This is a genomic window from Lysobacter sp. S4-A87 (genome assembly GCF_022637455.1).
Taxonomy (GTDB): Bacteria; Pseudomonadota; Gammaproteobacteria; order Xanthomonadales; family Xanthomonadaceae; genus Lysobacter_J.
In genome coordinates this window covers 3,620,179-3,642,511 of the sequence record NZ_CP093341.1, presented here as the reverse complement: position 1 = coordinate 3,642,511, position 22,333 = coordinate 3,620,179, and the positions used below count along the sequence as shown (strand labels likewise).

23 protein-coding genes are annotated in these 22,333 nt (G+C 67.2%); 16 read left to right on the top strand and 7 right to left on the bottom strand.

The window, feature by feature from the left end; all coding sequences use genetic code 11:
• Positions 1 to 35 precede the first annotated feature (35 nt).
• Complete coding sequence (gene bla, locus MNR01_RS16480; protein WP_241918796.1) at positions 36 to 929, top strand: subclass B3 metallo-beta-lactamase; 894 nt, start codon at positions 36 to 38, stop codon at positions 927 to 929.
• The gene (locus MNR01_RS16475) at positions 929 to 1,417 is read left to right on the top strand and encodes an 8-oxo-dGTP diphosphatase (protein WP_241918795.1); all 489 of its coding nucleotides are present in this window, start codon (positions 929 to 931) and stop codon (positions 1,415 to 1,417) included. The genes bla and MNR01_RS16475 overlap by 1 nt, the downstream gene beginning before the upstream one ends.
• A 52-nt stretch (positions 1,418 to 1,469) precedes the next feature.
• Here the strand turns inward: MNR01_RS16475 and MNR01_RS16470 are convergent, their stop codons facing one another.
• On the bottom strand, positions 1,470 to 2,756 hold the full coding sequence (locus tag MNR01_RS16470; protein ID WP_241918794.1) for a dicarboxylate/amino acid:cation symporter: 1,287 nt from the start codon (positions 2,754 to 2,756) through the stop codon (positions 1,470 to 1,472).
• 145 nt (positions 2,757 to 2,901) lie between these two features.
• On the opposite strand from MNR01_RS16470, the gene MNR01_RS16465 reads away from it, so the two are divergent.
• Entirely contained in the window at positions 2,902 to 4,611 is a 1,710-nt protein-coding gene (locus MNR01_RS16465; protein ID WP_241918793.1) for an alkaline phosphatase, read from the top strand.
• A 10-nt stretch (positions 4,612 to 4,621) separates the two neighbouring features.
• Here the strand turns inward: MNR01_RS16465 and MNR01_RS16460 are convergent, their stop codons facing one another.
• Entirely contained in the window at positions 4,622 to 5,041 is a 420-nt protein-coding gene (locus tag MNR01_RS16460) for a CopD family protein (RefSeq protein ID WP_241918792.1), read from the bottom strand.
• Positions 5,042 to 5,128: 87 nt separating this feature from the next.
• On the opposite strand from MNR01_RS16460, the gene MNR01_RS16455 reads away from it, so the two are divergent.
• The 3 genes from MNR01_RS16455 to MNR01_RS16445 all read left to right on the top strand — a co-directional run bounded on the left by MNR01_RS16455 (position 5,129) and on the right by MNR01_RS16445 (position 7,481).
• Entirely contained in the window at positions 5,129 to 5,737 is a 609-nt protein-coding gene (locus tag MNR01_RS16455) for a class I SAM-dependent methyltransferase (protein WP_241918791.1), read from the top strand.
• Positions 5,738 to 5,825: 88 nt separating this feature from the next.
• Positions 5,826 to 7,145 carry a polyhydroxyalkanoate depolymerase gene (gene phaZ / locus MNR01_RS16450; protein ID WP_241918790.1) on the top strand — a complete coding sequence of 440 codons (1,320 nt, stop codon included), beginning with the start codon at positions 5,826 to 5,828 and terminating at the stop codon, positions 7,143 to 7,145.
• Positions 7,146 to 7,202: 57 nt separating this feature from the next.
• A complete protein-coding gene (locus MNR01_RS16445; protein ID WP_241918789.1) occupies positions 7,203 to 7,481 on the top strand; it encodes a zf-TFIIB domain-containing protein in 279 nt (92 codons plus the stop codon).
• A gap of 100 nt (positions 7,482 to 7,581) precedes the next feature.
• On the opposite strand, the gene MNR01_RS16440 is transcribed toward MNR01_RS16445, so the two are convergent.
• Together MNR01_RS16440 and MNR01_RS16435 are read right to left on the bottom strand one after the other, a co-directional pair.
• Entirely contained in the window at positions 7,582 to 8,508 is a 927-nt protein-coding gene (locus MNR01_RS16440; RefSeq protein ID WP_241918788.1) for a sensor domain-containing protein, read from the bottom strand.
• Positions 8,505 to 8,870, bottom strand: coding sequence for a PadR family transcriptional regulator (locus MNR01_RS16435; protein WP_241918787.1), 366 nt, complete (start codon positions 8,868 to 8,870; stop codon positions 8,505 to 8,507). Before MNR01_RS16435 ends, MNR01_RS16440 begins: the two co-directional genes overlap by 4 nt.
• A 148-nt stretch (positions 8,871 to 9,018) precedes the next feature.
• On the opposite strand from MNR01_RS16435, the gene MNR01_RS16430 reads away from it, so the two are divergent.
• From MNR01_RS16430 to MNR01_RS16420, 3 genes are all read left to right on the top strand, one after another.
• On the top strand, positions 9,019 to 9,417 hold the full coding sequence (locus MNR01_RS16430; RefSeq protein ID WP_241918786.1) for a hypothetical protein: 399 nt from the start codon (positions 9,019 to 9,021) through the stop codon (positions 9,415 to 9,417).
• Positions 9,418 to 9,682: 265 nt separating this feature from the next.
• Positions 9,683 to 10,564 carry a peptidylprolyl isomerase gene (locus MNR01_RS16425; protein ID WP_241920661.1) on the top strand — a complete coding sequence of 294 codons (882 nt, stop codon included), beginning with the start codon at positions 9,683 to 9,685 and terminating at the stop codon, positions 10,562 to 10,564.
• Positions 10,565 to 10,801: 237 nt separating this feature from the next.
• Positions 10,802 to 11,095: a hypothetical protein gene (locus MNR01_RS16420; RefSeq protein WP_241918785.1), complete on the top strand. Its 294-nt coding sequence runs from the start codon at positions 10,802 to 10,804 to the stop codon at positions 11,093 to 11,095.
• 30 nt (positions 11,096 to 11,125) lie between these two features.
• On the opposite strand, the gene MNR01_RS16415 is transcribed toward MNR01_RS16420, so the two are convergent.
• Positions 11,126 to 12,034: a DUF2785 domain-containing protein gene (locus tag MNR01_RS16415; protein WP_241918784.1), complete on the bottom strand. Its 909-nt coding sequence runs from the start codon at positions 12,032 to 12,034 to the stop codon at positions 11,126 to 11,128.
• Between the two features lie 149 nt (positions 12,035 to 12,183).
• Here MNR01_RS16415 and MNR01_RS16410 point away from each other — a divergent pair, with 149 nt between their 5' ends.
• The 7 genes from MNR01_RS16410 (at position 12,184) to MNR01_RS16380 (ending at position 20,864) form a co-directional block, all read left to right on the top strand.
• Positions 12,184 to 14,445: an FdhF/YdeP family oxidoreductase gene (locus tag MNR01_RS16410; protein ID WP_241918783.1), complete on the top strand. Its 2,262-nt coding sequence runs from the start codon at positions 12,184 to 12,186 to the stop codon at positions 14,443 to 14,445.
• Positions 14,442 to 14,678, top strand: coding sequence for a helix-turn-helix domain-containing protein (locus MNR01_RS16405; RefSeq protein WP_241918782.1), 237 nt, complete (start codon positions 14,442 to 14,444; stop codon positions 14,676 to 14,678). Before MNR01_RS16410 ends, MNR01_RS16405 begins: the two co-directional genes overlap by 4 nt.
• Positions 14,675 to 15,478, top strand: coding sequence for a formate dehydrogenase accessory sulfurtransferase FdhD (gene fdhD, locus MNR01_RS16400; protein ID WP_241918781.1), 804 nt, complete (start codon positions 14,675 to 14,677; stop codon positions 15,476 to 15,478). The genes MNR01_RS16405 and fdhD overlap by 4 nt, the downstream gene beginning before the upstream one ends.
• 143 nt (positions 15,479 to 15,621) lie before the next feature.
• On the top strand, positions 15,622 to 17,439 hold the full coding sequence (locus MNR01_RS16395) for a DUF885 domain-containing protein (protein WP_241920660.1): 1,818 nt from the start codon (positions 15,622 to 15,624) through the stop codon (positions 17,437 to 17,439).
• A 213-nt stretch (positions 17,440 to 17,652) separates the two neighbouring features.
• A complete protein-coding gene (locus tag MNR01_RS16390; RefSeq protein ID WP_241918780.1) occupies positions 17,653 to 18,474 on the top strand; it encodes a DUF72 domain-containing protein in 822 nt (273 codons plus the stop codon).
• A 116-nt stretch (positions 18,475 to 18,590) separates the two neighbouring features.
• Positions 18,591 to 19,556: an aldo/keto reductase gene (locus MNR01_RS16385; protein ID WP_241918779.1), complete on the top strand. Its 966-nt coding sequence runs from the start codon at positions 18,591 to 18,593 to the stop codon at positions 19,554 to 19,556.
• Between the two features lie 9 nt (positions 19,557 to 19,565).
• On the top strand, positions 19,566 to 20,864 hold the full coding sequence (locus MNR01_RS16380) for an MFS transporter (protein WP_241918778.1): 1,299 nt from the start codon (positions 19,566 to 19,568) through the stop codon (positions 20,862 to 20,864).
• A gap of 139 nt (positions 20,865 to 21,003) precedes the next feature.
• Here MNR01_RS16380 and MNR01_RS16375 read toward each other — a convergent pair whose 3' ends face one another.
• Both MNR01_RS16375 and MNR01_RS16370 read right to left on the bottom strand, forming a co-directional pair.
• Positions 21,004 to 21,378 carry a hypothetical protein gene (locus MNR01_RS16375; protein WP_241918777.1) on the bottom strand — a complete coding sequence of 125 codons (375 nt, stop codon included), beginning with the start codon at positions 21,376 to 21,378 and terminating at the stop codon, positions 21,004 to 21,006.
• A 3-nt stretch (positions 21,379 to 21,381) separates the two neighbouring features.
• A complete protein-coding gene (locus MNR01_RS16370; RefSeq protein WP_241918776.1) occupies positions 21,382 to 22,332 on the bottom strand; it encodes an RHS repeat-associated core domain-containing protein in 951 nt (316 codons plus the stop codon).
• Position 22,333: the final 1 nt, after the last annotated feature.

Genomic DNA, 22,333 nt, shown 5'->3' with positions numbered 1-22,333 from the left:
GCCGAAACTGTGCGCCCCCACGTGAGCCGTCGCCGATGCCCCTGCTGCGCATTTCCGCAATTGCCGCCACCGTGCTGATCGCACTCGCCGGCCCGCTGTCCGCGGCACCGGCGAAGAACGCCGAACCCGTCCTGCCGCAGGCGAAGGCCTACGAGACCGACGCGGAGTGGCGGCAACCGGTGCAGCCGTTCCGCATCGGCGATCGCACCTGGTACATCGGCACCCAGGGCCTGAGCGCGCTGCTGGTGAAGACCGACGCCGGTGCCGTGCTGATCGACGGCGGCCTGCCGCAGGCCGCAGACATGATCCTGGCGCGCATGCGCGAACTCGGCGTCGCCCCATCCGACCTCAAGTACATCCTGCACAGCCACGCCCATATCGACCATGCCGGTCCGATCGCGGCGATCCAGCGCGCAACCGGGGCGCGCGTGGTCAGCAATGCCGAATCGGCCGCCCTGCTCGCCCGCGGCGGCAGCGCCGACCTGCACTTCAGCGAAGACATGGTGTTCCCGCCGGTGCACCCCGACCGGCTCGTGATGGACGGCGAGGTGGTCGAGCTCGGCGGCATGCGTTTCACCGTGCATTTCACCCCGGGCCATACCCCGGGCAGCATGAGCTGGACCTGGGATGACAAGCGCGAACGCAAGCCGCTTCGCATCGCGTACGTCGACAGCCTGTCCGCACCCGGCTACCAGCTGGCCGGCAACCCGCGCTACCCGCACATCGTCGACGACTACCGCCGCAGCTTCGGGACCGTCGCAGCACTGCCCTGCGACGTGCTGATCACCCCGCATCCCGACGCCAGCGGCTGGACGCCGGGCAACACTGCCTCGCCGCATCCGCAGCCCATCAGCTGCGCCGACTACGCAGGCCGCGCCGCGACCCGTCTGGATGCCCAGCTCAAAGCCGAATCCGAGGCGAAACACTGATGCCCTACACCCCGATCGTGGCCACCCTCGGCTACGTCCTCTCGCCCGACGGCCGCCAGGTGCTGATGGTCCACCGCAATGCACGCCCGGACGACCATCAGCTGGGCAAGTACAACGGCCTGGGCGGCAAGCTCGAGCCGCAGGAAGACGTGGTCGCCGGCATGCGCCGCGAGATCCACGAAGAAGCCGGCATCGACTGCGAGGAACTGAAACTGCGTGGCACGATCAGCTGGCCCGGATTCGGCAAGCACGGCGAGGACTGGCTGGGCTTCGTGTTCGTGATCACCCGCTTCAGCGGCACGCCGCACGCGAGCAACCCGGAAGGCACGCTGGAATGGGTGCCACTGGAGCGGTTGCACGAGTTGCCGATGTGGGAAGGCGATCGCAACTTCCTGCCGCTGGTGTTCGACGACGACGCGCGCTCGTTCCATGGCGTGATGCCGTATCGCGACGGCCGCATGCTGTCGTGGTCGTACTCGCGGGTGTAACGCGACTCCCGGTGACCCGGAGCGGCAGCTGACCGCTCCGGTCCGCGAGGACTCAGATCCGGCCGATCTCGGCCTTCTCGCCCTCGGCGATGCCCAGGTTGCTCGATGCAGCCTCGTAGACCTCGCGGTCGAGCAGGCCGGTTTCCTTGGCGACCAGCACCGGCACCAGCATCTGCCCGGTCACGTTGGTCATCGTGCGCATCATGTCGAGCACGCGGTCGATCGCGACCAGGTAGCCGATGCCTTCCAGCGGCAGGCCGGCCGCCGACAGCACCAGGGTCACCATCACGATCGCCGTGCCCGGCACGCCGGCGGTACCGAAGCTGCCCAGCACCGAAGCGATCAGGATCGTGAAGTACTGGCTCGGTTCCAGGTGCAGGCCGAAATACTGCGCGACGAACATCGACGTCAGCGCCGGGTAGATCGCGCCGCAGCCGTCCATCTTGATGCTTGCGCCCAGTGGCACGGCGAACGCGGCGTAGTCCTTGTCGACGCCTAGGTTGTGCGTCACCGAGCGGATCGCCGCCGGCATCGCCGCGAAGCTGGACGAGGCCACGAACGCAACCTGCATGCCCGGTGCGGCACCGCGGAAGAACTTCAGCGGATTCAGGCCGTGCACCAGCAGCAGGCTGCCGTAGACGAAGACGATGTGCAGCGCGCATGCCAGGTACAGCGCGAACACGAACGTGCCCAGCGGCAGCAGCTTCTCGAAACCATATGCGCCGACCAGCGAGGCGATCAGGCCGAAGGTGCCCAGCGGGGTCAGCTCGAGCACGAAGCGGGTGACCTGCACCATGGCATCGCTGGCCTCGGCGGCCAGCTTGCGCAGGTTGGCGGTGCGCTCGCCGAGCTTGACCATGGCGAATCCGACCAGGCCGGCGAACACGATCACCTGCAGGATCTTGCCTTCGCTCAATGCCTTGAACGGATTGGTCGGGATGACGTCGAGCAGCACCTGCGCCGGCGTCGGCACTTCGCGAACGGTGTAGTCCGGCGCCACCGTCAAGCCGGCCAGTCCGTGGCCGGGCTGCAGCAGCCAGCCCATCGACAGGCCAACGCCGACGGCGAGCGCAGCGGTGATCGCGAACCAGACAAACGTGCGCCCGCCCAGCGCGGCGACGGACTTCTGCCCGTGCAGGCTGCTGATGGCGTTCATCACCGCGAAGAACACCAGCGGCACGGCGATCATCTTGATGCCGTTGACGTAGATCGTGCCGAGCGGACCGAACCACGTTTCAGCCGAATGCCCGAACAGCCAGCCAGCGAGCGCACCCAGCACGAATCCGGCCAGCACGCGCTGCCAGAACGGGATGCGGAGCCAGGCCGAAACCACCTTCATCGGAACCGTCGCTTTGCTTTACCTGCCGGATTTGCACGATATCCCAGCCCGAACTGGCCTGCGACCCCGTGAGTGCAACGCCGGTGTCCCAGCACTGCAATAACGCACTGCATAATCGCGGTTTGCCTGCCGACACCCCTGCCCGATGTCCCGACTGCCTCACGCCCGCCTGTCTCACGCTTGCCTGGCCTTCGCCGCCACCCTGCTCGCCAGCGCCTGCACCAGCCAGGGCGTCCGCCCCGCGGCCGCAGCCACCGCACTCGCCGTGGACGTGCCCGTCATCGCGCACCCCAGGGAGGAGACCGCAGCGTGGTGGTTCCGCGACGGCGCCGCACAGGCGGCACAGCGTGGCGCCATGGCAGGCAAGGCCAGGAACGTGATCCTGTTCGTCGGCGACGGCATGAGCCTGACTACGGTCGCCGCCGCGCGCATCCTCGACGGCCAGCGCAAGGGCGGCCCGGGCGAGGAGAACCGGCTGAGCTGGGAGCGCTTCCCGGCCACGGCGCTGAGCAAGACCTACAACACCGACTCGCAGACCCCCGACTCCGCCGGCACGATGAGTGCCATGGCGACGGGCGTGAAGACCCGCGCCGGCGTGCTCAGCATCGGCCAGCAGGCGGCGCGCCGTAATTGTGCGCAGGCGCTGCAGGCGCCGATCCTGACGCTGTGGGAACTGGCCGCGAGCCAGGGCCTGGGCACCGGCGTGGTCACCACCACCCGCGTCACCCACGCCACGCCCGGCGCGACGTTCACCCACTCCGCCGATCGCAACTGGGAGAACGACACCGACCTGCCCGATGACGCCAAGGCCGCCGGCTGCGTCGACATCGCACGGCAGCTGGTGGAAACGCCCTACGGCCACGGCCCCGACGTGCTGATGGGCGGCGGTCGCGGCGAGTTCATGACCGCGCAGCAGTCCGATCCCGAATACGACGACAAGGTCGGCCAGCGCCTCGATGGCCGCGACCTGGTCGCGCAGTGGAAGCAGCGGCATCCCGATGGCACCTACGTGTGGAATGCACAGCAGTTCGCCGCGGCGCCGACAAAGGGCCCGCTGCTTGGGTTGTTCGAGCCCGACCACATGCAGTTCTCGCACGACCGACCCAAGGACGGCGCCGGCGAGCCGACGCTGGCGGAGATGACCCGCGCCGCGATCGCGCGCCTGCAACACAATGCCAATGGCTACGTGCTGCTGGTCGAAGGCGGCCGCATCGACCACGCCAACCACTACGGCAATGCCTATCGCGCCCTCACCGACACCATCGCACTGAGCGAAGCGGTGCAGGCAGCGGCCGATGCGACCTCGGCCGACGACACGCTGATCCTGGTCACCGCCGACCACTCGCACACGCTGAGCTTCGTTGGCTACCCGGTGCGCGGCAATCCGATCCTCGACAAGGTTCGCGGCGCCAGCGGCGAGGAAGGCGAGTACGGCGATTACGCCATCGATGCACTCGGCCTGCCCTACACCACGCTCAGCTACAGCAACGGCCCGGGCTACGTCGGCCCGAGCGCGCAGCAGGCCGAAGGTCCGAAGAAGTTCCAGCACACCGTCAGCGGCGTGCAGATCCCCAAGCGCGGGCGCCCTGACCTGCGCAACGTCGACACGCAGGATCCGGACTACCTGCAGGAAGCGCTCGTGCCGATGAGTTCCGAATCGCATGGCGGCGACGACGTCGGCATCTGGGCACGTGGCCCGGGCAGCGAGGCGGTGCGCGGCAGCGTCGAGCAGAACACGATCTTCCACTTCATGCTGCAGGCGATGCCGAAGCTGAGCGCCGGCTTGTGCAAGGCCGGCGACTGCGACGGCAACGGCGTGCCGGTGACGCTGCCGGACCCGGCGAAGTTCCGCTGAGGGTGTGCCCTCAGAACGGCTTGGCGATCACCAGGTAGACGATCGCCACCAGCAGCAGCACGGGCAGTTCGTTGAACCAGCGCAGCGTCTTCGACGAGGGCAGCGCCTTGCCGGCTTCCACGCCCTTGAGCCAGCGTCCGCTGACGATGAAGTACGCCAGCATCACCGCGACCAGCGCGAGCTTGGCATGCAGCCAGCCACCGCTGATCCCGAAGTGCAGCCACAGCGTCAGGCCGAGCACGAACGCAAGGCCGAACATGATGTGGCCGAAGCGGTACAGGCGCTTGCCCATCAGCACCAGGCGCGCGCGCACCGCGGCGTCGTCGCCGGCTTCGGCCAGGTTGACCAGGATCCGCGGCAGGTAGAACACGCCGCCCATCCAGGCCATCACGAATACGAGGTGGGCGGTCTTGGTCCAGAGGTAGGCCATGGGTTCTGCTCCGAAATGCGGGCAATAGGATGGCATACGGATCGATTACGATGCCCCGTCCCGCGCCAGCCGCAATCGATCGATCCGATGAGCAAGCAGTACGACCAGAGCTACTTCGACCGCTGGTACCGCAAGGGCGCCAGCAAGGACCACGCCGTCGGCAGCAATGCGCGCCTGGCACGCAAGGTCGCACTGGCCGTCGCCACTGCCGAGTACCACCTGGAACGCCCGATCCGCAGCGTGCTCGACATCGGTTGCGGCGAAGGCGCATGGCGCGCACCGCTGCTGAAGCTGCGGCCGAAGCTGCAGTACCTGGGTTTCGACAGCAGCGAATACGCGGTCAGCCGCTATGGCGCGCGCCGCAACCTGCACTTCGCCCGCTTCGGCGACTTCCAGCATCTGCGCCCGTGCCCGCCGGTCGACCTGCTGGTCTGCAGCGACGTGATGCATTACCTGGACACGCGCGAACTCGATCGCGGCCTGCCCGCCCTGGCCGAGCTGTGCGGAGGCGTCGCCTTCCTGGAAACCTTCACCCGCGAAGACGAAACCGACGGCGACAACCACGACTTCAAGCAGCGGCCGGCACGCTTCTATCGTCAGCGCCTGCAGGCATTGGGGCTGACCGCGCTGGGTTCGCACCTGTGGCTGGCACCGTCCCTGGCCGAACGCCTGGTCGCCCTCGAACGCCCCGCCTGAGTTCCCGCCAAAGCCCGATTCAGTTTCAGGTTCCGCCGATCCACTATGCTGCGACGCAGCAAACCGCCAACCACACCGGATTCGACGAATGCTCTATCAGATGCACGAGCTTGGGCGCGCCTGGATGGCCCCGATGACCTATTGGGCCGAAGCCAGCGCCAAGATGTTCGGCGCCCATGGCGGGTGGTTGTCGTCTTTGCCCGGCGCGGCGCAGGCGGCCGCCGGCTACGAACTGATGTACCGGATCGGCAAGGATTACGAGAAGCCCGAGTTCGGCATCCACTCGATCGACATCGACGGCGCGGCCTACCCGGTGGTCGAGCGCGAGATGCTGCGCAAGCCGTTCTGCCGGCTGCTGCGCTTCAAGCGCTACGCCGATGACGCCGGCAACCTGCGCGACCTCAAGGACGACCCGCCGGTGCTGGTCGTCGCACCGCTGTCGGGCCACCACGCCACGCTGCTGCGCGATACCGTGCGCACGCTGCTGCGCGACCACAAGGTCTACATCACCGACTGGGTCGACGCGCGCATGGTGCCGACCGGCGACGGCGAGTTCTCGCTTGACGACTACGTCGCCTACATCGAGGAATTCATCCGCCACATCGGCGCGAAGTCGCTGCATGTCATCAGCGTCTGCCAGCCGACCGTGCCGGTGCTGGCCGCGGTCTCGCTGATGGCCGCCCGCGGCGAGGACACGCCGCGTTCGCTGGTGATGATGGGTGGCCCGATCGATACCCGCCAGAACCCGACCAAGGTCAACGACCTCGCCACCGACAAGCCGTTGTCGTGGTTCGAGAACAACCTGATCCACCACGTGCCGGTGAATTACCCCGGGCACGGCCGCCGCGTCTACCCGGGCTTCCTGCAGCACGCCGGCTTCGTGGCGATGAATCCCGAGCGCCATTTCACCTCGCACTGGGACTACTACCAGGACCTGGTCAAGGGCGATCTCGACGATGCCGCCGCGCATCGCCGCTTCTATGACGAATACAACGCCGTGCTCGACATGCCCGCCGAGTACTACCTGCAGACGGTGCGGATCGTGTTCCAGGAGCACCTGCTGCCGCGCGGCCTGTGGGACGTGCGCGGCGAGCGCGTCGATCCTTCGCGCATCCACGGCACCGCCCTGCTGACCATCGAAGGCGAGCTCGACGACATCTCCGGCCAGGGCCAGACCCGCGCTGCGCACACGTTGTGCACCGGCGTCGCCGAAGCCGACCGCGAGCACCTGACCGTCAAGGGCGCCGGCCACTACGGCATCTTCAGCGGCCGTCGCTGGCGCACCGAGGTCTACCCGCAGGTGCGTGATTTCATCGCGCGCCATGCCATTGCGACGGAAGCAGCTACGGATGCACCGACGACGGATGCACCGGCGACGGACGCACCGGCGAGCACCTCAAGCCCTTGATTAGCCGCGGCCCCGCCCAGATCACGAAGGTATCCCCGCTGAGCAAAGGAACCTTCGATGGACTGTCCCGTGTGCCGCGACGTGAAACTGGCGATGACCGATCGCCAGGGCATCGAGATCGACTACTGCCCGCAATGCCGCGGCGTCTGGCTTGACCGCGGCGAACTCGACAAGCTGATCGAGCGCGCGACCACCGACAGCGTCCGTCATCCGCCGCAGCGCCCCCAGCACGGACCGCCGCCGTCGCCATACCAGTCGCGCGACTCGCATGGCGGCTACCCCGAACACCGGCACAAGAAGAAGAAGAACCTGCTAGGCGAACTCTTCGACTTCTGAACGCCAAGCAGCTCCGTAGCCCGGGTAAGCGCAGCGCACCCGGGGAACCCCAGATGAGCCCGCCCCCTCCGGACCAAGTCCGGAGCAACCGGGCCACGCCTCAGTTGTACTGCGCCGTCTTCACCAGCATGTGCTTGGCGAGCAACCCATGCAGCTGGCCGAACAGGCGCACCAGGTGCATCGTCGCGAACAGCAGCAGCACACCTGCCAGCATCGCCAGCGGCCACAGCCACGGCTCGGCCGCGCCAAACACCACCACATCATCCACGTAGAGATGCGAGCCGAAGCCGAGCATCAGCGCGATCGGCGCGGCCATCATCGACAGCGACACCGTCAGCCCGACCACGGTCACCGTGAAGTAGAGGATGCCCAGCGGCAGCATCATCAGGAAGTACAGCTGCGTGGCCCAGGTGCGCGGATCGATGAAGAGGTCCTTGATGCGCTCCAGCAACGGCTGTCCACGGGTGCCGTAGAGCGGCCGGCGCGGCATGCGCTCGCCCAGCATCGTCTCGACGATGCGACCTTCGACCAGCGACAGCATCTTCACCGAGCCGAAGTACAGGATCACGAACGGGATGCCGATGATCAGCACGCCCAGCCCGGCCGACAGCGAGATGCCGGTGACCACCCAGGTGAAATAGAAGATGCCGGTCGCCAGCGCCAGCAACATGTAGAACAGCGCGCCGTAGGTGCGTGGCTCGGCGATCACGCCGAAGAACTGACCGAGCGCCGACTTGCGCGGCGGCGGTGCCGGCGGCCGCAGCGCCGTCTGCACCTTGACCTCGGTGTCGCGGTAGATGTCGGCGACCTCGTCCGGTGCGCCGTAGCTGCCGGCGACGGCAACAATCACCTCGGCCTCGGACCTGCCGGGATTTTCGGCCAGTTCCGAGCGCAGGTATTCCTCGGCGTCGTACAGCGCATCCTGCACCAGCGCCGGATCGGCTCCGGCCAGGGAGCGACGCAGGTGTTCCAGGTACCCGGGGATCGTGGTCGGCAGGCCGGCGTTGCTGGAGTTGAACGCGTTCATTTGTCAGGTCCTTCAAGGACGGTATCGACGGAATCACGGGTGGCGCGCCAGGCGTTGATCCATTCCTGCAGGACCGCACGCCCGGCATCGGTGATCTGGTAGTAGCGACGCGGCGGGCCCGACATGGACGGCTCGACATGACTGTCGAGCAGGCCGGAGGCGCCAAGGTTGCGCAACACCGGGTACAGCGCGCTCTGCTTGCCGCTGAGCACGCCCTCGCCGGTACGTTCCAGGCGCTTGGCGATCTGGTAGCCGTACATCGGCTCGCTGGCCGACGCCAGCACCGCCAGCAGGACCAGCGACACCGTGCCGGCACTGAGCTCCTTCTGGAATTTGCGCAGCTGGTTGTCGAGGTCGGTCATGGCAGGTCGCCTTGTGGGGGCGCTGGAAAGGCGCCCCGCTATGCTGATGGCAACACTACTATCAAGTTCTATATACAGAACCTGCCATTAGTCATGAACCCGTTGATGGCCTTGCCGCCCCCTCGACCACGTCCCTGTTATCAAGGCCTTGCGCCGTATTGAAGGCGGCCAGGAGAGGATCGCGATGCCACGGGGTGACAAGTCCGCCTACACCGAGAGGCAGAAGCGCCAGGCCGAACACATCCAGGACAGCGAACGCGAACAGGGCCGGTCCGAAGAGGACGCCGAGCGCATCGCCTGGGCGACCGTCAACAAGCGCGACGGCGGCGGCAAGCTGTCCGGCTCGGGCCGCAAGGGTGCGAAGAAGGCGACAAAGAAAGCAGCAAAGAAGGCCACCAGCAAAGTGGCGAAGAAGGCTACGAAAAAAGTTACGAAAAAGGCTGCAAGGAAGACCGCGAAAAAAACCGTGCGCAAGACACCCGCGCGCAAGACCGTACGCAAGCGGACGTCCAGCCGGCGCACCGGGTCCAACGGCGCGTCATCCTGACCGGCCGCGGCAACGTCCGGCAATCGTTCTGACCACCGGCATTCCGGCGCAGCCGAAAGGGCTGGTCGCGGCGCAGGGGCTGGGCCAGAATCTGCCTGTTCATCTCAGGGGGTAAGTCGTGTCGAAGTCATGCCTGTCGCAACCGCGCCTGTCCAGGGCACGCAATTGGTCGTTCGCCCTGCTCTCCTCGGCGCTGCTGCTGTCGGTCTCCGCGGCGGGTGCCGCCGAACCCGAACCGGCCGCCGCCGCGCCCAAGCCCCGCTCGATGCAGGACATCCTCGATGCATCCGCGCCGTCGGACTGGCGCGTGCCCGATCCGAAGAACACGCTGTACATGGATCTCGACAGCGGCCGGGTCGTGATCGAACTGGCGCCGGCCTTTGCCCCCGCGCACGTCGGCAACATCCGCGCGCTGGCCAAGAACGGCTACTGGAACGGCATGAGCATCAACCGTTCGCAGGACAACTTCGTCGTGCAGTGGGGTGACCCGGCCGAGGAAGACAAGGACCGCAAGCCGATGGGTCGCGGCACCAAGGCGCAGTTGCCGGCGGAGTTCGCACGCAAGTCCGATGGCCTGCCCTTCGACCGGCTGCCCGATGCCGATGGCTGGGCGCCGCAGGTCGGATTTTCCAACGGCTTCCCGGCCGGTCGCGATCCGGCCACCAATACCGCCTGGATGGCGCACTGCTATGGCGCCGTCGGTGCCGGCCGCGATGTCGCCGCCGATTCGAGCAACGCGACCGAGCTGTATGTCGTCACCGGCCAGTCGCCGCGCCAGCTCGATCGCAACATCACCCTCGTCGGCCGCGTGATCAAGGGCATCGAGCTGCTGTCGGTGCTGCCGCGCGGTACCGGTCCGCTGGGCTTCTACGAGCAGCCTTCGCAGCGCACGCCGATCCGCTCGGTGCGCCTGGCGGCCGATGTGCCGAAGAAGGACCGCGTCGCGATCGAGGTACTGCGTACCGACACGCCGCTGTTCACCGACCTGGTCGAGTCGCGGCGCAACCGTCGCGACGAGTGGTACAAGCACATGGCCGGTCACATCGACCTGTGCAACGTGCCGCTGCCGACGCGGGCACCGCCGCCGAAGCCGGTGAAGGCGGCGCCGGCAGCAAAGTCGAAGGCGAAGCCGAAGACCAAGCGCTGATCCGATAGTCAGGCTACAGGCGCATCCGGGGGGCGGGCTATCCCGGGTGCGCTTTGCTTACCCGGGCTACGGGGCTACGGTTTTGTTCGCAGCTGCCTGCCGTCACTGAAGAACTCGTCGATCAATACGCCTACGCGGCGGAAACTCCCTGCGTCGCGCTGCAGCCGGGCGCACCATCACGCCGTCTTATCCCGCCGCTCAATAGCCTCCTAATGCCCCTTCCGGAAGGCCCGTGCCATGCCCTTGATGCGTCTTCGAGTGACCGGCAGCGACGACAGTGTCCGCGCCATCAGCAACCTCCTCACCAGCCTGGATGGCATCGAGCACATCGAGGAGGTCGACGACCTGATGTCGCACCTGGACGACGACGATTCGAGTTCCGCCGGCCTCATCGATGACCAGGGCCCTGGGCAACACGCGCTGGAGATCGAGGCGCCCAACCTGGCGACGGCCGCGCGCGTGCGCGATGCCGTCGAAGCGCTCGCCTTCGACCTGGACGTGCTGGTGGAGTTCGACACCGAGGAGGACTAGCCTCCCTGCACTACTGCCAGCGCGCGTCCGTCAGGGCAGCGCCTTGAGGGTGGCGGCCACGCCGGGCAGCAGCGCCTTCACGCGCTTGTCCCCGGACAGGTCGGCCTCGACATAGACCGCCTCCAGGAACGCATTCAGATCGTGCCGACGTGCCAGCCACGCGCTGTCGCGCCATGCCAGCGCCGGCTCGCCGATTCGCGGCACGAACGCCTTGAACCAGGCCGACCACGCCGCCTCGTCGCGGATACCGCGCTGCGCCGCATACAACACCGGCGCCGCCATCCGCTGGGGCTCGCCGAACACGTACGCATTCGCGCTGGCGGGAACCACCTGCACCGCCACCGCATCGACGATGCGGTTCAACTGCGGCCCGTCCAGGGCCGGATTCAGGCTCAGCTGCCCGAGCCAGTCGGCGCCGTGTGCAATGCCGTGGCGCCAGCCGACATCGGCCTCGAAGCCGCGGTAGTCACGCACCGACTCGAAGTACGCCGCCGCCCGCACCACCATCGTCGCCCGCTCCGCCGGCGTCATCCATGGCGTGGTGCGATCGGTGCGCGCGACCTCGGCCAGCACCAGCGCCGCGAACGGCCAGCGCACACCGTCGGGATCGGGCTCGGCAAGCATCGCGTACAGGCGTTCGCGCATCGGCCGCAGCGTCTCCGGCGCCAGTTCACCCTTGCGCATCCACGCCGACAGTCCCTCGTAGGCAATGCCGTCGCGCAGCTGCGGATCGGTTTCGCCCAGGCACTCCAGCAGGCCCATGGCCAGCGTGGCGCGCTCACCGGCATCGGCAACCGCGAACTGCGACTGCTTCAGCGCGTCGAGTTTCTCCACGGTCCAGTCGCCCGGCGGGCACGCTGCAGCGAACACCGGCGTGGCCATGCACAGCGCCAGCAGCAACACGATTGCCCTACCTGGACGCTTGTCGGAACCACGCATCGTCGACTCCCCGGATTGCTTCGGGCGCGACTATGCCACGCTTTTCAGGCGCACCGAAGCCTGACCGGCAGCAAGTCGCGCACACGCCAACAGGCCTATGATCTGCGCAGGCGGCACAGGCCGACGAATTCGACGCACGCAACCACGCCATGTCCGACAACAAGCCCATCGACCCTTACGACAAGCCCGCCGGTGGCTGGGACGCACTGAAGAGCTCCTGGCACGCCTTGCGCGAGCAGCAAGTGCTGGTCAAGGGCGCCAATACCCTGCTGCGCGCCAACCAGCCGCGCGGCTTCGACTGCCCGGGTTGCGCCTGGCCGGACCGCAACGTGCATTCGACGTTCGAGTTCTGCGAGAACGGGGTCAAGGCGGTTGCCAACGAGGCGACGTCGAAGCGGGTGACGCGCGAGTTCTTCGCCGACAACAGCGTCAGCGAGCTGGCGCAGTGGGAGGACCGCCTGCTCGAAGCGCAGGGCCGCCTGACCCAACCGATGGCCTACGACGCGAGCAGCGACCACTACCGCCCGATCGGCTGGGACGATGCGTTCGCGATGGTCGCCGATTCGCTCAACGCCCTGCCCTCTCCCGACGAAGCCATCTTCTACACCTCCGGCCGCACATCCAACGAGGCCGCGTTCCTCTACCAGCTGTTCGTGCGCGAGTACGGCACCAACAACCTGCCCGACTGCTCGAACATGTGCCACGAGGCCTCGGGCGTGGCGCTGACCGAACAGCTCGGCAGCGGCAAGGGCTCGGTCACGCTCGAGGACTTCGAGCAGAGCGACGCGATCTTCATCTTCGGCCAGAACCCCGGCACCAACCATCCGCGCATGCTCGGCGAGCTGCGCACGGCCGCGCGCCGCGGCTGCCGCATCGTCGTGTTCAACCCGCTGCGCGAGCGCGGGCTGGAACGATTCGCCAACCCGCAGTCGCCGTCCGACATGCTCGGCGGCAGCGGCACGCGCATCGCCTCGGAGTACTACCAGCCGCGCATCGGCGGTGACCTCGCGGTGGCGACGGCACTGGCCAAGGTCGTGGTCGAGCGTGGCGCAGTCGATGCCGACTTCATCGCCGCGCACACCAGCGGCTTCGAGCACTTCGCAGCATCGTTGCGCGCAACCGGCTGGGACGCGCTGGAACGCGAGTCGGGGCTGACCCGCGGCGAGCTCGAACACGCCGCGCAGACCTACATCGACAGCCCGGCGACGATCCTGTGCTGGGGCATGGGCATCACCCAGCATGCGCGCAGCGTCGCCACGATCCAGATGCTGGCCAACCTGCTGCTGTTGCGCGGCAACATCGGCCGGCCGGGTGCGGGGCCGTGCCCGGTGCGCGGCCATTCCAACGTGCAGGGCGACCGCACGATGGGCATCTACGAGCAGCCCTCGCCGGCATTCCTCGACCGCCTCGGCGCCGAGTTCGATTTCCAGCCGCCACGCGCGCACGGCCACGACACCATCGCCGCGATCGAAGCGATGCACGACGGCCGCGCCAGCGTGTTCTTCGCGATGGGCGGCAACTTCGCCGCGGCCACGCCCGACAGCGCACGCGTGATCGAGGCGCTGCGCCGCTGCCAGCTCACCGTGCACGTCAGCACCAAACTCAACCGCTCGCACCTGGTGCACGGGCGCCAGGCACTGATCCTGCCGTGCCTGGGGCGCACCGAGATCGACCTGCAGGCGTCCGGCCCGCAGGCGGTGACGGTGGAAGACTCGATGAGCATGGTGCACCTGTCGTCGGGCATGAACCCGCCCGCGTCCGACCAGCTGCTGTCGGAACCGGCAATCGTCGCGCGCCTGGCCGCCGCCACGCTGCCGCGAAGCCGTACGCCCTGGCTGTGGCTGGTGGAAGACTACGACCGCATCCGCGATCGCATCGCCCGCGTCATCGACGGCTTCGCCGATTTCAACTCGCGCGTGCGCGCGTCGGGTGGATTCCACCTGCACCATCCGGGGCGCGAGCGGGTGTTCCCGACCGCCAGCGGCAAGGCGACGTTCCATGCACATCCGTTGTTGCACACCGTCGATGACAAGGGCGGTGGCGCCGATGGCAAGCTGTTCACCCTCATGACGGTCCGCTCGCACGACCAGTACAACACCACCGTCTATGGCCTGGACGATCGCTATCGCGGCGTGCACGGCCTGCGCCGGGCGTGCTTCATCAACGCCGCCGACCTGCGCCGCCTGGGCTTCTACGACGGCGACCTGGTCGACATCACCTCGGTGTGGTCCGACGGCGAGCGCACGGTGACCGGCTTCCGCCTGGTCGAGTACGACATCCCCGAAGGCTGCCTGGCCAGTTACTTCCCGGAGACCAATGCACTGGTTCCGCTCGACCACCATGCCGAACGCGCACGCACGCCGGCATCGAAGTCGATCCCGGTGCGGCTGGGCCGGAGTGCGATGGCATGAGCGAGGATTCCGCGCTGGCGCTATTGCAGCTGCTCGCCCGGGAAGACGGGCAATCGATCCACCGCGTCGCCAAGCGGCTGGGGCTGGGTCTGAGCGAACTGCAGCGGCTGTTGTCGGCACTGGGCAGCGACCCGCGCTTCGACGGCCTGGACCTGGTCGAGCAGCGCGAGGACGGCGATCGCACCGTGTTGTGGCTAACTTCGCGCGGACGGCAGCTGTGCGGGACCGTGTGAGCGGCCCGCTGAGCGATGTGCAGGCGCTGCGCCTGCACGGCGACGCGCGCACGCAGCACGACGACCGCGTCATCGTCGAGGCGCCGGTGGCGTTGCTCTACAACGGCGAGCCGTTCGTGGTGATGATGGCCACGCCGGAATCGCTGCCGGACTTCGCCCTCGGCTTTGCCCTGAGCGAAGGCATCGTCGCCAGCGCCGCAGAGTTCCGCCTGGTCGATGTCGTGCGCCATGACGAAGGCGTCGCCCTGCACGCGGCGATTCCGCAAGCGCGCTTCGATGCACTGCAGGACCGGCGGCGCGGTCTCGAAGGTCGCAGCGGCTGCGGGCTGTGCGGGGTCGAATCGCTGCAGGCGGCACTGCGTCCGGTGCCGCGCGTGACCGCGCCGACGCCCGTCAGTGCGGCGACGATCCATGCCGCGCTGGCCGCACTCGCCGAGCAGCAACCGCTCAACCTGCTCAGCGGTGGCGTGCATGCCGCAGGTTTCGCCCATGGCGACGGCCTGCTGGTGCGCGAGGACGTCGGCCGCCACAACGCGCTCGACAAGCTGGTCGGTGCCATGGCGGCGCAGGAGCCGCCGCTGCGTGCGCGGGACGGCTTCCTGGTCATCACTTCGCGCGCGTCGTACGAGATCGTGCACAAGGCCGCGACCGCAGGCATCGCCCTCGTGGTCGCGATCTCGGCCCCGACCGACCTGGCCATCCGCACCGCCGATGCCGCCGGCATCACCCTGGCGGCCTTCGCCCGCGGCGGGCAGCTCAACGTCTACACCCACTCCGAGGGCATCGCCGCCGGCGCCTGAGCCCCCGTCGGGGCGCTTGCGACAGATTCGGCAAGGCGAGCGGCGGCCCGACTCAACCAACGACCCATGCGGGCCCCGCGCCGCTGGCGATATCCTGTGGAGATCGCGGCCTGCCGCCTGTCCCGAGACCTGCCATGCGTTCGTTGCGCCCCACCCTCCTCGCCGTCGCCGTGCTCAGCGCGACCCTGGCCGCCTGCCAGCCGCAGACCCCGCCGGCGCCGGCCGACACCGCCGCCACGGCGCCTGCCGCACCGGCCTCCGATGCCGCCACCGACGCCCGCTTCGCCGAGCTCTCGCAGCGCTGGCTCAACGGCTGGCTGCAGCTCAATCCGATCTCCGCCACCCAGATCGGCAAGCACGACTACGACAGCGAGGTCGATGACCTGAGCGCCACCGGCCGGCAGAAGCTGGTCGACTTCAGCAAGAAGCTGCTGACCGAGCTCGACGCGATCGACACGGCCAAGCTCTCGCGCGAGAACCAGATCGACGCGGCGATCCTGCGCAACCAGCTGCGCGGCGACGTCTGGGCAGTGGAAACGCTGCAGGGCTGGGCCTGGGATCCGCAGGTGTACAGCGGCCTGGCCGGTGGCGCGATCTACAACTTGATGGCGCGCGACTTCGCGCCCATGCCGCAGCGCTTGAAGTCGGCCACTGCGCGCATGCAGAAGATCCCCGGCATCTTCGCGCAGATGCGCGAGAACCTGGACCCGGCACGCGTGCCTTCGATCCATGCCGAGACCGTCGCCAAGCAGAACGCAGGTGTGCTCAGCCTGATCGATACCTTCATCACACCGAACGCCGACCAGCTCAAGGGCGAGGAGCGCAAGCAGCTCGACGCTGCCGTCGCCGGCCTGCGCAAGGCCGTCGCCGAGCAGCAGACCTGGCTCGACAAGACCCTGGTGCCCAATGCCAAGGGCGATTTCCGCATCGGCCAGACCCTGTACGACGAGAAGCTGCAGTTCTCGCTGAACTCCTCGCTGTCGCGCGCGGAGATCAAGCAGCGCGCCGAGTCCGAGCTCAAGCGCGTGCGCGGCGAGATGTACGCCATCGCCCAGTCCGTGCTCAAGGACAAGCCCAACGCACCGCAGATGCCGGAAAACCCGAACGCCGACCAGCAGCAGAAGGCGATCGAGGCCGCACTCGAACTGGCCTATGCCGACAAGCCGGCGCGCAACGAAGTGGTCGACTTCGCCAAGAAGACGCTGGCCGACGCCACCGACTTCACCCGCAAGCATGATCTGGTCACCGTGCCCAACGACCCGGTCAAGATCATCCTGATGCCGGAGTTCCAGCGCGGCGTCGCGGTGGCCTATTGCGATTCGCCCGGTCCGCTCGACAAGGGCCTGGACACCTACTACGCGATCTCGCCGATTCCGGACGACTGGGACGCCAAGCAGGCCGACTCGTTCCTGCGCGAATACAACAGCCGCATGATCCACCTGCTGTCGATCCACGAAGCGATGCCGGGCCACTACCTGGAAGGCGCGCATTCGGCCAAGTCGCATTCGACCCTGCGTTCGGTGCTCCGCTCGGGCCTGTTCGCCGAAGGCTGGGCGGTCTACACCGAGGACATGATGGCCGACGCCGGCTACCTCGATAACGACCCGCTGTTCCGCCTGGTGCAGCTGAAGTTCTACCTGCGCACGATTGCCAACGCGATCCTCGACCAGGGCGTTCACGTGGACAACTGGAGCCGCGAGCAGGCGATGGAACTGATGACCAGGCAGGCCTTCCAGCAGGAGCGTGAAGCGTCCGGCAAGTGGGTGCGCGCACAGCTGACGTCGGCGCAGCTGCCGACCTACTTCGTCGGCGCACAGGAGCACTTCGACATGCGCAAAGCGGTGGAAGCCAAGCTCGGCGACAAGTTCAACGCCAAGGCCTATCACGACCAGGTGCTGTCGTACGGCGCGCCGCCGGTGCGGTTCGTCCGAGAAATGATGCTGGACGAACCAATCAAGTGACGTTCTGACCCACGCGCTCCGCGCGTGGCCTTGTCAGAACGTCATCCCCGCGAAGGCGGGGATCCAGGCGCGCGAAGCGCGTCAGCCCTCACCCCAACCCCTCTCCCGCACGCGGGAGAGGGGCTTTCGAACCCCGACCCTGCCCAAGCGCTATCCTCCCGTCTCCCACGCGAGGAACCCGCCATGTCCCCCGGCAGCACGGTCGCCTGAGCGATGGACGAATCCGGCAACGCCCCGAAACCGGTCGACGGCATCCGCGTCGGTGTCGGCGGCTGGACCTACGTGCCCTGGCGCAACAACTTCTATCCGAAAGGCCTGGTCCAGCGCCGCGAGCTCGAGTACGCCAGCCGCCATCTCAGTGCGATCGAGGTCAACGGCACCTACTACGGCTCGCAGAAACCGGCGACCTACGCCAAATGGGCATCGGAGACGCCGGATGGCTTCCTGTTCTCGGCCAAGGCACCGATGCGGATCATGCAGTCGCGGACGCTGGCGAAGACCGGTCCGCAGATCGAGGACTTCGTCGGCGGCATCGCCTCGCTCGGCGACCGGCTCGGCCCGATCGTCTGGCAATTCGACCAGGGACCGCCGCTGCAGCACGAGACGTTCGCGCAGTTCCTGGCACTGCTGCCCACGCAAGCCGAAGGCCGGCGACTGCGCCACGTGATCGACGTGCGCGACCACGCCTTCGTCGACCGCGACTACGTGGCGCTGCTGCGCGAACACAACATGGCCGGCGTCTTCACCGATTCGTCCGAGCATCCGTCCTTCGCCGACATCACGGCGGACTTCGTCTACGCGCGCCTGATGCAGACGCGCAGCGGGATCGCCGATGGCTATCCCGACGACGAACTCGACGGCTGGGCGGCACGTGCTCGCGAATGGTCACAAGGCGGGCAGCCGGCCGATCTTCCGTATCTTGCGGCGCAACATGCCGACGAAAGGAAGCGTGACGTGTTCGTCTATTTCATCAGCGCCGCCAAGGAGCGCAACCCGGCAGCGGCGATGGCGCTGCTGCGGCGCCTGGGGGCCTGACAAACTCTGCCCGGCGCGTCCGGCACTCGCTCCATGCCCATCGGCACTGTCACGCGCACCGCATCGACCGTATCAACGGCACAATCCCCGTTCCACCCGCAGGACGAGATCACGCCATGGCCAACCGTCGCGAGTTCATCTCCACCGCCACCCTGACCGCCGCCGGCATCGCCCTGGCGCCGCTGGTGGCCTGCAGCCAGGAACCGGCCCCCAGCGCCGCCGCGTCGTCGCCTGCACCCGCCAAGCCTTTCAAGGGCCCGCTGCTGACTCGGGCGGTTCCCGCCACCGGAGAGAAGATCCCGGTGATCGGCATGGGCACCTCGGGCAGCTTCGAAACCGGTACCGATGCCGCCGCCCGTGCGCCGCTGCGTGAAGTGCTCGACACCTTCGTCGGCGCCGGCGGATCGCTGATCGACACCGCACCGACCTACTCCACCGCCGAGGACGTCCTCGGCGACCTGATCGCCGACGCCAAGGTGCGGCAGAAACTGTTCATTGCCACCAAGCTGTCGGGCGTGAGCGGCCGCGAGGAAGGCCTGGCCCAGTTCAACGATTCGCTGCGGCGGCTCAAGACCGACAAGGTCGAGCTGCTGCAGGTCCACAACCTGCGCGACACCGCCGCGCAGATCGCGCTCGCGCGCGAACTGAAGAAACAGGGCAAGACCCGCTACGTCGGCCTCACCCATTACCGCGAAGATGGCCAGGCCCAGCTCGCCGACGAGATGCGCCAGCACAAGCCGGACTGGGTGCAGATCAACTATTCGCCGGTGTCGCGCGGCGCCGAGAAGACGATATTTCCGCTGGCGCAGGAACTGGGCATCGCGGTGATGATCAACCGCGCCTTCGAGGATGGTCGCCTGATCTCGCAGATGCGCGACAAGCCGTTGCCGCCGTGGGCGGCCGAAGTCGGCGCCGATTCCTGGGCGCAGCTGATCCTGAAATACGTGCTCAGCCAGCCGGCGGTGACGGTGGTGATCCCCGCCACGTCCAAGGCCCGGCACCAGCTCGACAACCTCAAGGCGGGCACGGGCCAACTGCTCGATGCAAAACAGCGCGACGCGCTCGTCGCGGCGCTGGCCTGACCGGTGCCCATGGCGAACTGGTCGCACGGGATCGCGTCCCTCTTCGGCGTGACCGAAGAGGAGGCGCCGCCGGTACTGGCCGGTGCCCTCGTCTTCTTCCTGCTGTTCGCCGGCTATTTCATGCTGCGGCCGGTGCGCGAGACGATGGGCGTCGCCGGCGGCGTCGACAACCTGCAGTGGCTGTTCACCGGCACCTTCGTCGCCACGCTGGCGGTGATGCCGCTGTTCGGCTGGATCGCGGCGAAAGTGAAGCGGCGCCACATCCTGCCGTGGACCTTCGGCTTCTTCGCCGCCAACCTGGCGCTGTTCGCGGTGTGCTTCCAGCTCGATCCGGAGAACCTGTGGATCGCGCGCACCTTCTACATCTGGATCTCGGTGTTCAACCTGATCGCAGTGTCGGTGGTGTGGAGCGTGTGCGTGGACCTGTTCCCGACCTCGCAGGCCAAGCGCATCTTCGCGCTGATGGCCTCCGGCGCGAGCCTGGGTGGCCTGGTCGGGCCGTTGCTCGGCATCGCGCTGGTGGAGCTGATCGGCCACGCCGGATTGTTGTGGCTGGCGGCGACATTGCTGGTAGCCGCGATCTTCGCTGCCCGTCGCCTGCAGCGCTGGCGCGATGCGCATCCGGTGCGTGAAGAACTCACCGCCGGCGCACGCGCGCGACCGCTCGGCGGAAGCCCGCTTTCCGGCATCACCACGGTGATGCGCTCGCCTTACCTGCTCGGCATCTCCGCGTTCGTGCTGCTGCTGGCGAGTGTCAGCACTTTCCTCTACTTCGAACAGGCGCGCCTGGTCGAGCTGCGCTTCCCCGATCGCGCCGACCAGACCCAGGTCTTCGGCATGATCGACGTGATCGTGCAGAGCCTGACGATCGCCTCACAGTTGTTCCTCACCGGCCGCCTCGTGCAACGGCTGGGGCTGGGCGTGCTGCTGGTGGCGGTGCCGATGGTGACCGTGCTCGGTTTCCTGTGGCTGGCGCTGGCACCGACCTTCGCCGTGCTGGCGGTGGTGATGGTGGTGCGCCGCTTCGGCGAGTACGCGTTCGTGCGGCCGGGCCGAGAAATGCTGTTCACCGTCGTCCCGACCGAGGCCAAGTACAAGGCCAAGAGCTTCATCGACTCGGTGGTCTACCGCGGCGCGGATGCCGTCAGCGGCTGGGCCAAGACCTTCGTCGACATGCTGGCGCAGCAACCGGCGATCGCCGCGCTGGTCGGCGCGGCAATCGCACTGGCCTGGGCGGTGACGGGTGCGGGGCTGGCAAGGGCGCAGGCGCGGATTGCGGAGCAGCCGGAAAGCACGCCTCCGGGCTAGGTACAAAGGCGATGCGAATCGCGGAACAAGCCAGGCTCGGGATCGGGCGCAACCTGCTGGAATCCATTCAGCGCGTCGTAGTGGTCAACGTCGCGACATTCGTTCTTCGACTGGGCGGTCGTGATCAACCCGGCACGCCTCATTGAACCTGCGGCAAAGCCCTCTTCTCCATCACCCGGAACAGGACGAAGAGCAGCGCGACGACCACCAGGTAGTAAATGACAAACTCCGTGGCGTATTCCGGCCAATGCTTCAATTTGTAGCCCAGTTGGAAATGCCAGCCTCTATCGTTGCTCGCCCATAGCCAGTTCGGATACGGCGCCACGGCGATGAGAACACCGGTGACAAGCGCACTGGGCCACCGCCACCTGCGCGAACGATATACCAGCAGGAGCGATATCAGAATTGAGGTCAACGCGACCCAGAAATTGATCGGCGTCCACGTCATGGCCTGCAACCATGAAGGAAGCAGAAGAAGCGCGATGATCAATCCGCCAACGACAATTCTTCGCATGAACTATCTTGCCTTGTCGATGTTCTGTTGATTCTGCTCGAGCCACGCGTCATTGATTGCCACATCCGATACCACCGGTATTGCCTGTTTCAGGGCCAAACCCTCGCCTGCACTCACGAGCTCATTGCCAACCACCCCGCGAATTACGTACCCCGGGGATAGTGTGTGCGAGTCCATGGTGACATTGATAACCCACGCATTGCCACTCTGATCGGTCGCCGAGTAACTCAGCACATCGTTGTTCGCAAACGATGCGGCGACGCCCCGAGCACCTGAGGATGGCGTCGCGTCATTGGGCGTTCCGGTGGGCGAGGCGGGGCGGTCGCTGTTGTTGGGCGTGGGGTCATTGACTACGGATGCACGCACACTGTCCGGAGACTTGCCGCCGATGTCGGTGGGTCGGCGGTAGGAATGGTGGGTGATCGGGTTGTTCTCCTGGCTCATTTTGGCAGGCCACCCGGCTGGCGTCGGGAACGAAACAGTGGGTAGCCCCTTTCCATGCTCCCCTTTGATCGTGCACGTCGTTCTGCCATTGGCAGAGACACAATCTCTGCCGTCCGGGTCCTTGAACCGGTAAGGGTTGTTGTTTGCATACCAGTACCGATTGAAATTGTCGCCGATGGGCCGCACTGCAACCGGGTCAACACTCATGAAACGCCCAACGACCGGGTCGAAGTACCGCTGCTGCATGTAATTGAGGCCGGTAGACGCATCAAGTACATGCCCTGCGAAACCAGGTCCATCCTTCGTTGGCCCACCGACGACCCGGCCGAAGGGTTCGTAGACGGCGCGCTCTATCACCGTCCCGTTTGAGTCCGTCACGGCGACCGGCGAACCAAGCGCATCGGTATGGATGTACTCGACCGTGGTGATCTGCTGTGCAAACGCACCCGATGCCAGGCCCGATGCCAACAGACCGGGAAGTACCGCGACGTGCACCTTGCGCATACGCATC

What these genes read in the sequence shown, in the direction of transcription:
- bla (WP_241918796.1), top strand. Translation starts at nt 36, where the DNA reads ATGCCCCTGCTGCGCATTTCCGCAATTGCCGCCACCGTGCTGATCGCA.
- MNR01_RS16470 (WP_241918794.1), bottom strand. Translation starts at nt 2,756, where the DNA reads ATGAAGGTGGTTTCGGCCTGGCTCCGCATCCCGTTCTGGCAGCGCGTG.
- MNR01_RS16420 (WP_241918785.1), top strand. Translation starts at nt 10,802, where the DNA reads ATGCCCTTGATGCGTCTTCGAGTGACCGGCAGCGACGACAGTGTCCGC.
- phaZ (WP_241918790.1), top strand. Translation starts at nt 5,826, where the DNA reads ATGCTCTATCAGATGCACGAGCTTGGGCGCGCCTGGATGGCCCCGATG.
- MNR01_RS16405 (WP_241918782.1), top strand. Translation starts at nt 14,442, where the DNA reads ATGAGCGAGGATTCCGCGCTGGCGCTATTGCAGCTGCTCGCCCGGGAA.
- MNR01_RS16425 (WP_241920661.1), top strand. Translation starts at nt 9,683, where the DNA reads ATGCAGGACATCCTCGATGCATCCGCGCCGTCGGACTGGCGCGTGCCC.
- MNR01_RS16375 (WP_241918777.1), bottom strand. Translation starts at nt 21,378, where the DNA reads ATGCGAAGAATTGTCGTTGGCGGATTGATCATCGCGCTTCTTCTGCTT.
- MNR01_RS16475 (WP_241918795.1), top strand. Translation starts at nt 929, where the DNA reads ATGCCCTACACCCCGATCGTGGCCACCCTCGGCTACGTCCTCTCGCCC.
- MNR01_RS16445 (WP_241918789.1), top strand. Translation starts at nt 7,203, where the DNA reads ATGGACTGTCCCGTGTGCCGCGACGTGAAACTGGCGATGACCGATCGC.
- MNR01_RS16455 (WP_241918791.1), top strand. Translation starts at nt 5,129, where the DNA reads ATGAGCAAGCAGTACGACCAGAGCTACTTCGACCGCTGGTACCGCAAG.
- MNR01_RS16435 (WP_241918787.1), bottom strand. Translation starts at nt 8,870, where the DNA reads ATGACCGACCTCGACAACCAGCTGCGCAAATTCCAGAAGGAGCTCAGT.
- MNR01_RS16410 (WP_241918783.1), top strand. Translation starts at nt 12,184, where the DNA reads ATGTCCGACAACAAGCCCATCGACCCTTACGACAAGCCCGCCGGTGGC.
- MNR01_RS16370 (WP_241918776.1), bottom strand. Translation starts at nt 22,332, where the DNA reads ATGCGTATGCGCAAGGTGCACGTCGCGGTACTTCCCGGTCTGTTGGCA.
- MNR01_RS16465 (WP_241918793.1), top strand. Translation starts at nt 2,902, where the DNA reads ATGTCCCGACTGCCTCACGCCCGCCTGTCTCACGCTTGCCTGGCCTTC.
- MNR01_RS16385 (WP_241918779.1), top strand. Translation starts at nt 18,591, where the DNA reads ATGGCCAACCGTCGCGAGTTCATCTCCACCGCCACCCTGACCGCCGCC.
- MNR01_RS16440 (WP_241918788.1), bottom strand. Translation starts at nt 8,508, where the DNA reads ATGAACGCGTTCAACTCCAGCAACGCCGGCCTGCCGACCACGATCCCC.
- MNR01_RS16390 (WP_241918780.1), top strand. Translation starts at nt 17,653, where the DNA reads ATGGACGAATCCGGCAACGCCCCGAAACCGGTCGACGGCATCCGCGTC.
- MNR01_RS16415 (WP_241918784.1), bottom strand. Translation starts at nt 12,034, where the DNA reads ATGCGTGGTTCCGACAAGCGTCCAGGTAGGGCAATCGTGTTGCTGCTG.
- MNR01_RS16380 (WP_241918778.1), top strand. Translation starts at nt 19,566, where the DNA reads ATGGCGAACTGGTCGCACGGGATCGCGTCCCTCTTCGGCGTGACCGAA.
- MNR01_RS16460 (WP_241918792.1), bottom strand. Translation starts at nt 5,041, where the DNA reads ATGGCCTACCTCTGGACCAAGACCGCCCACCTCGTATTCGTGATGGCC.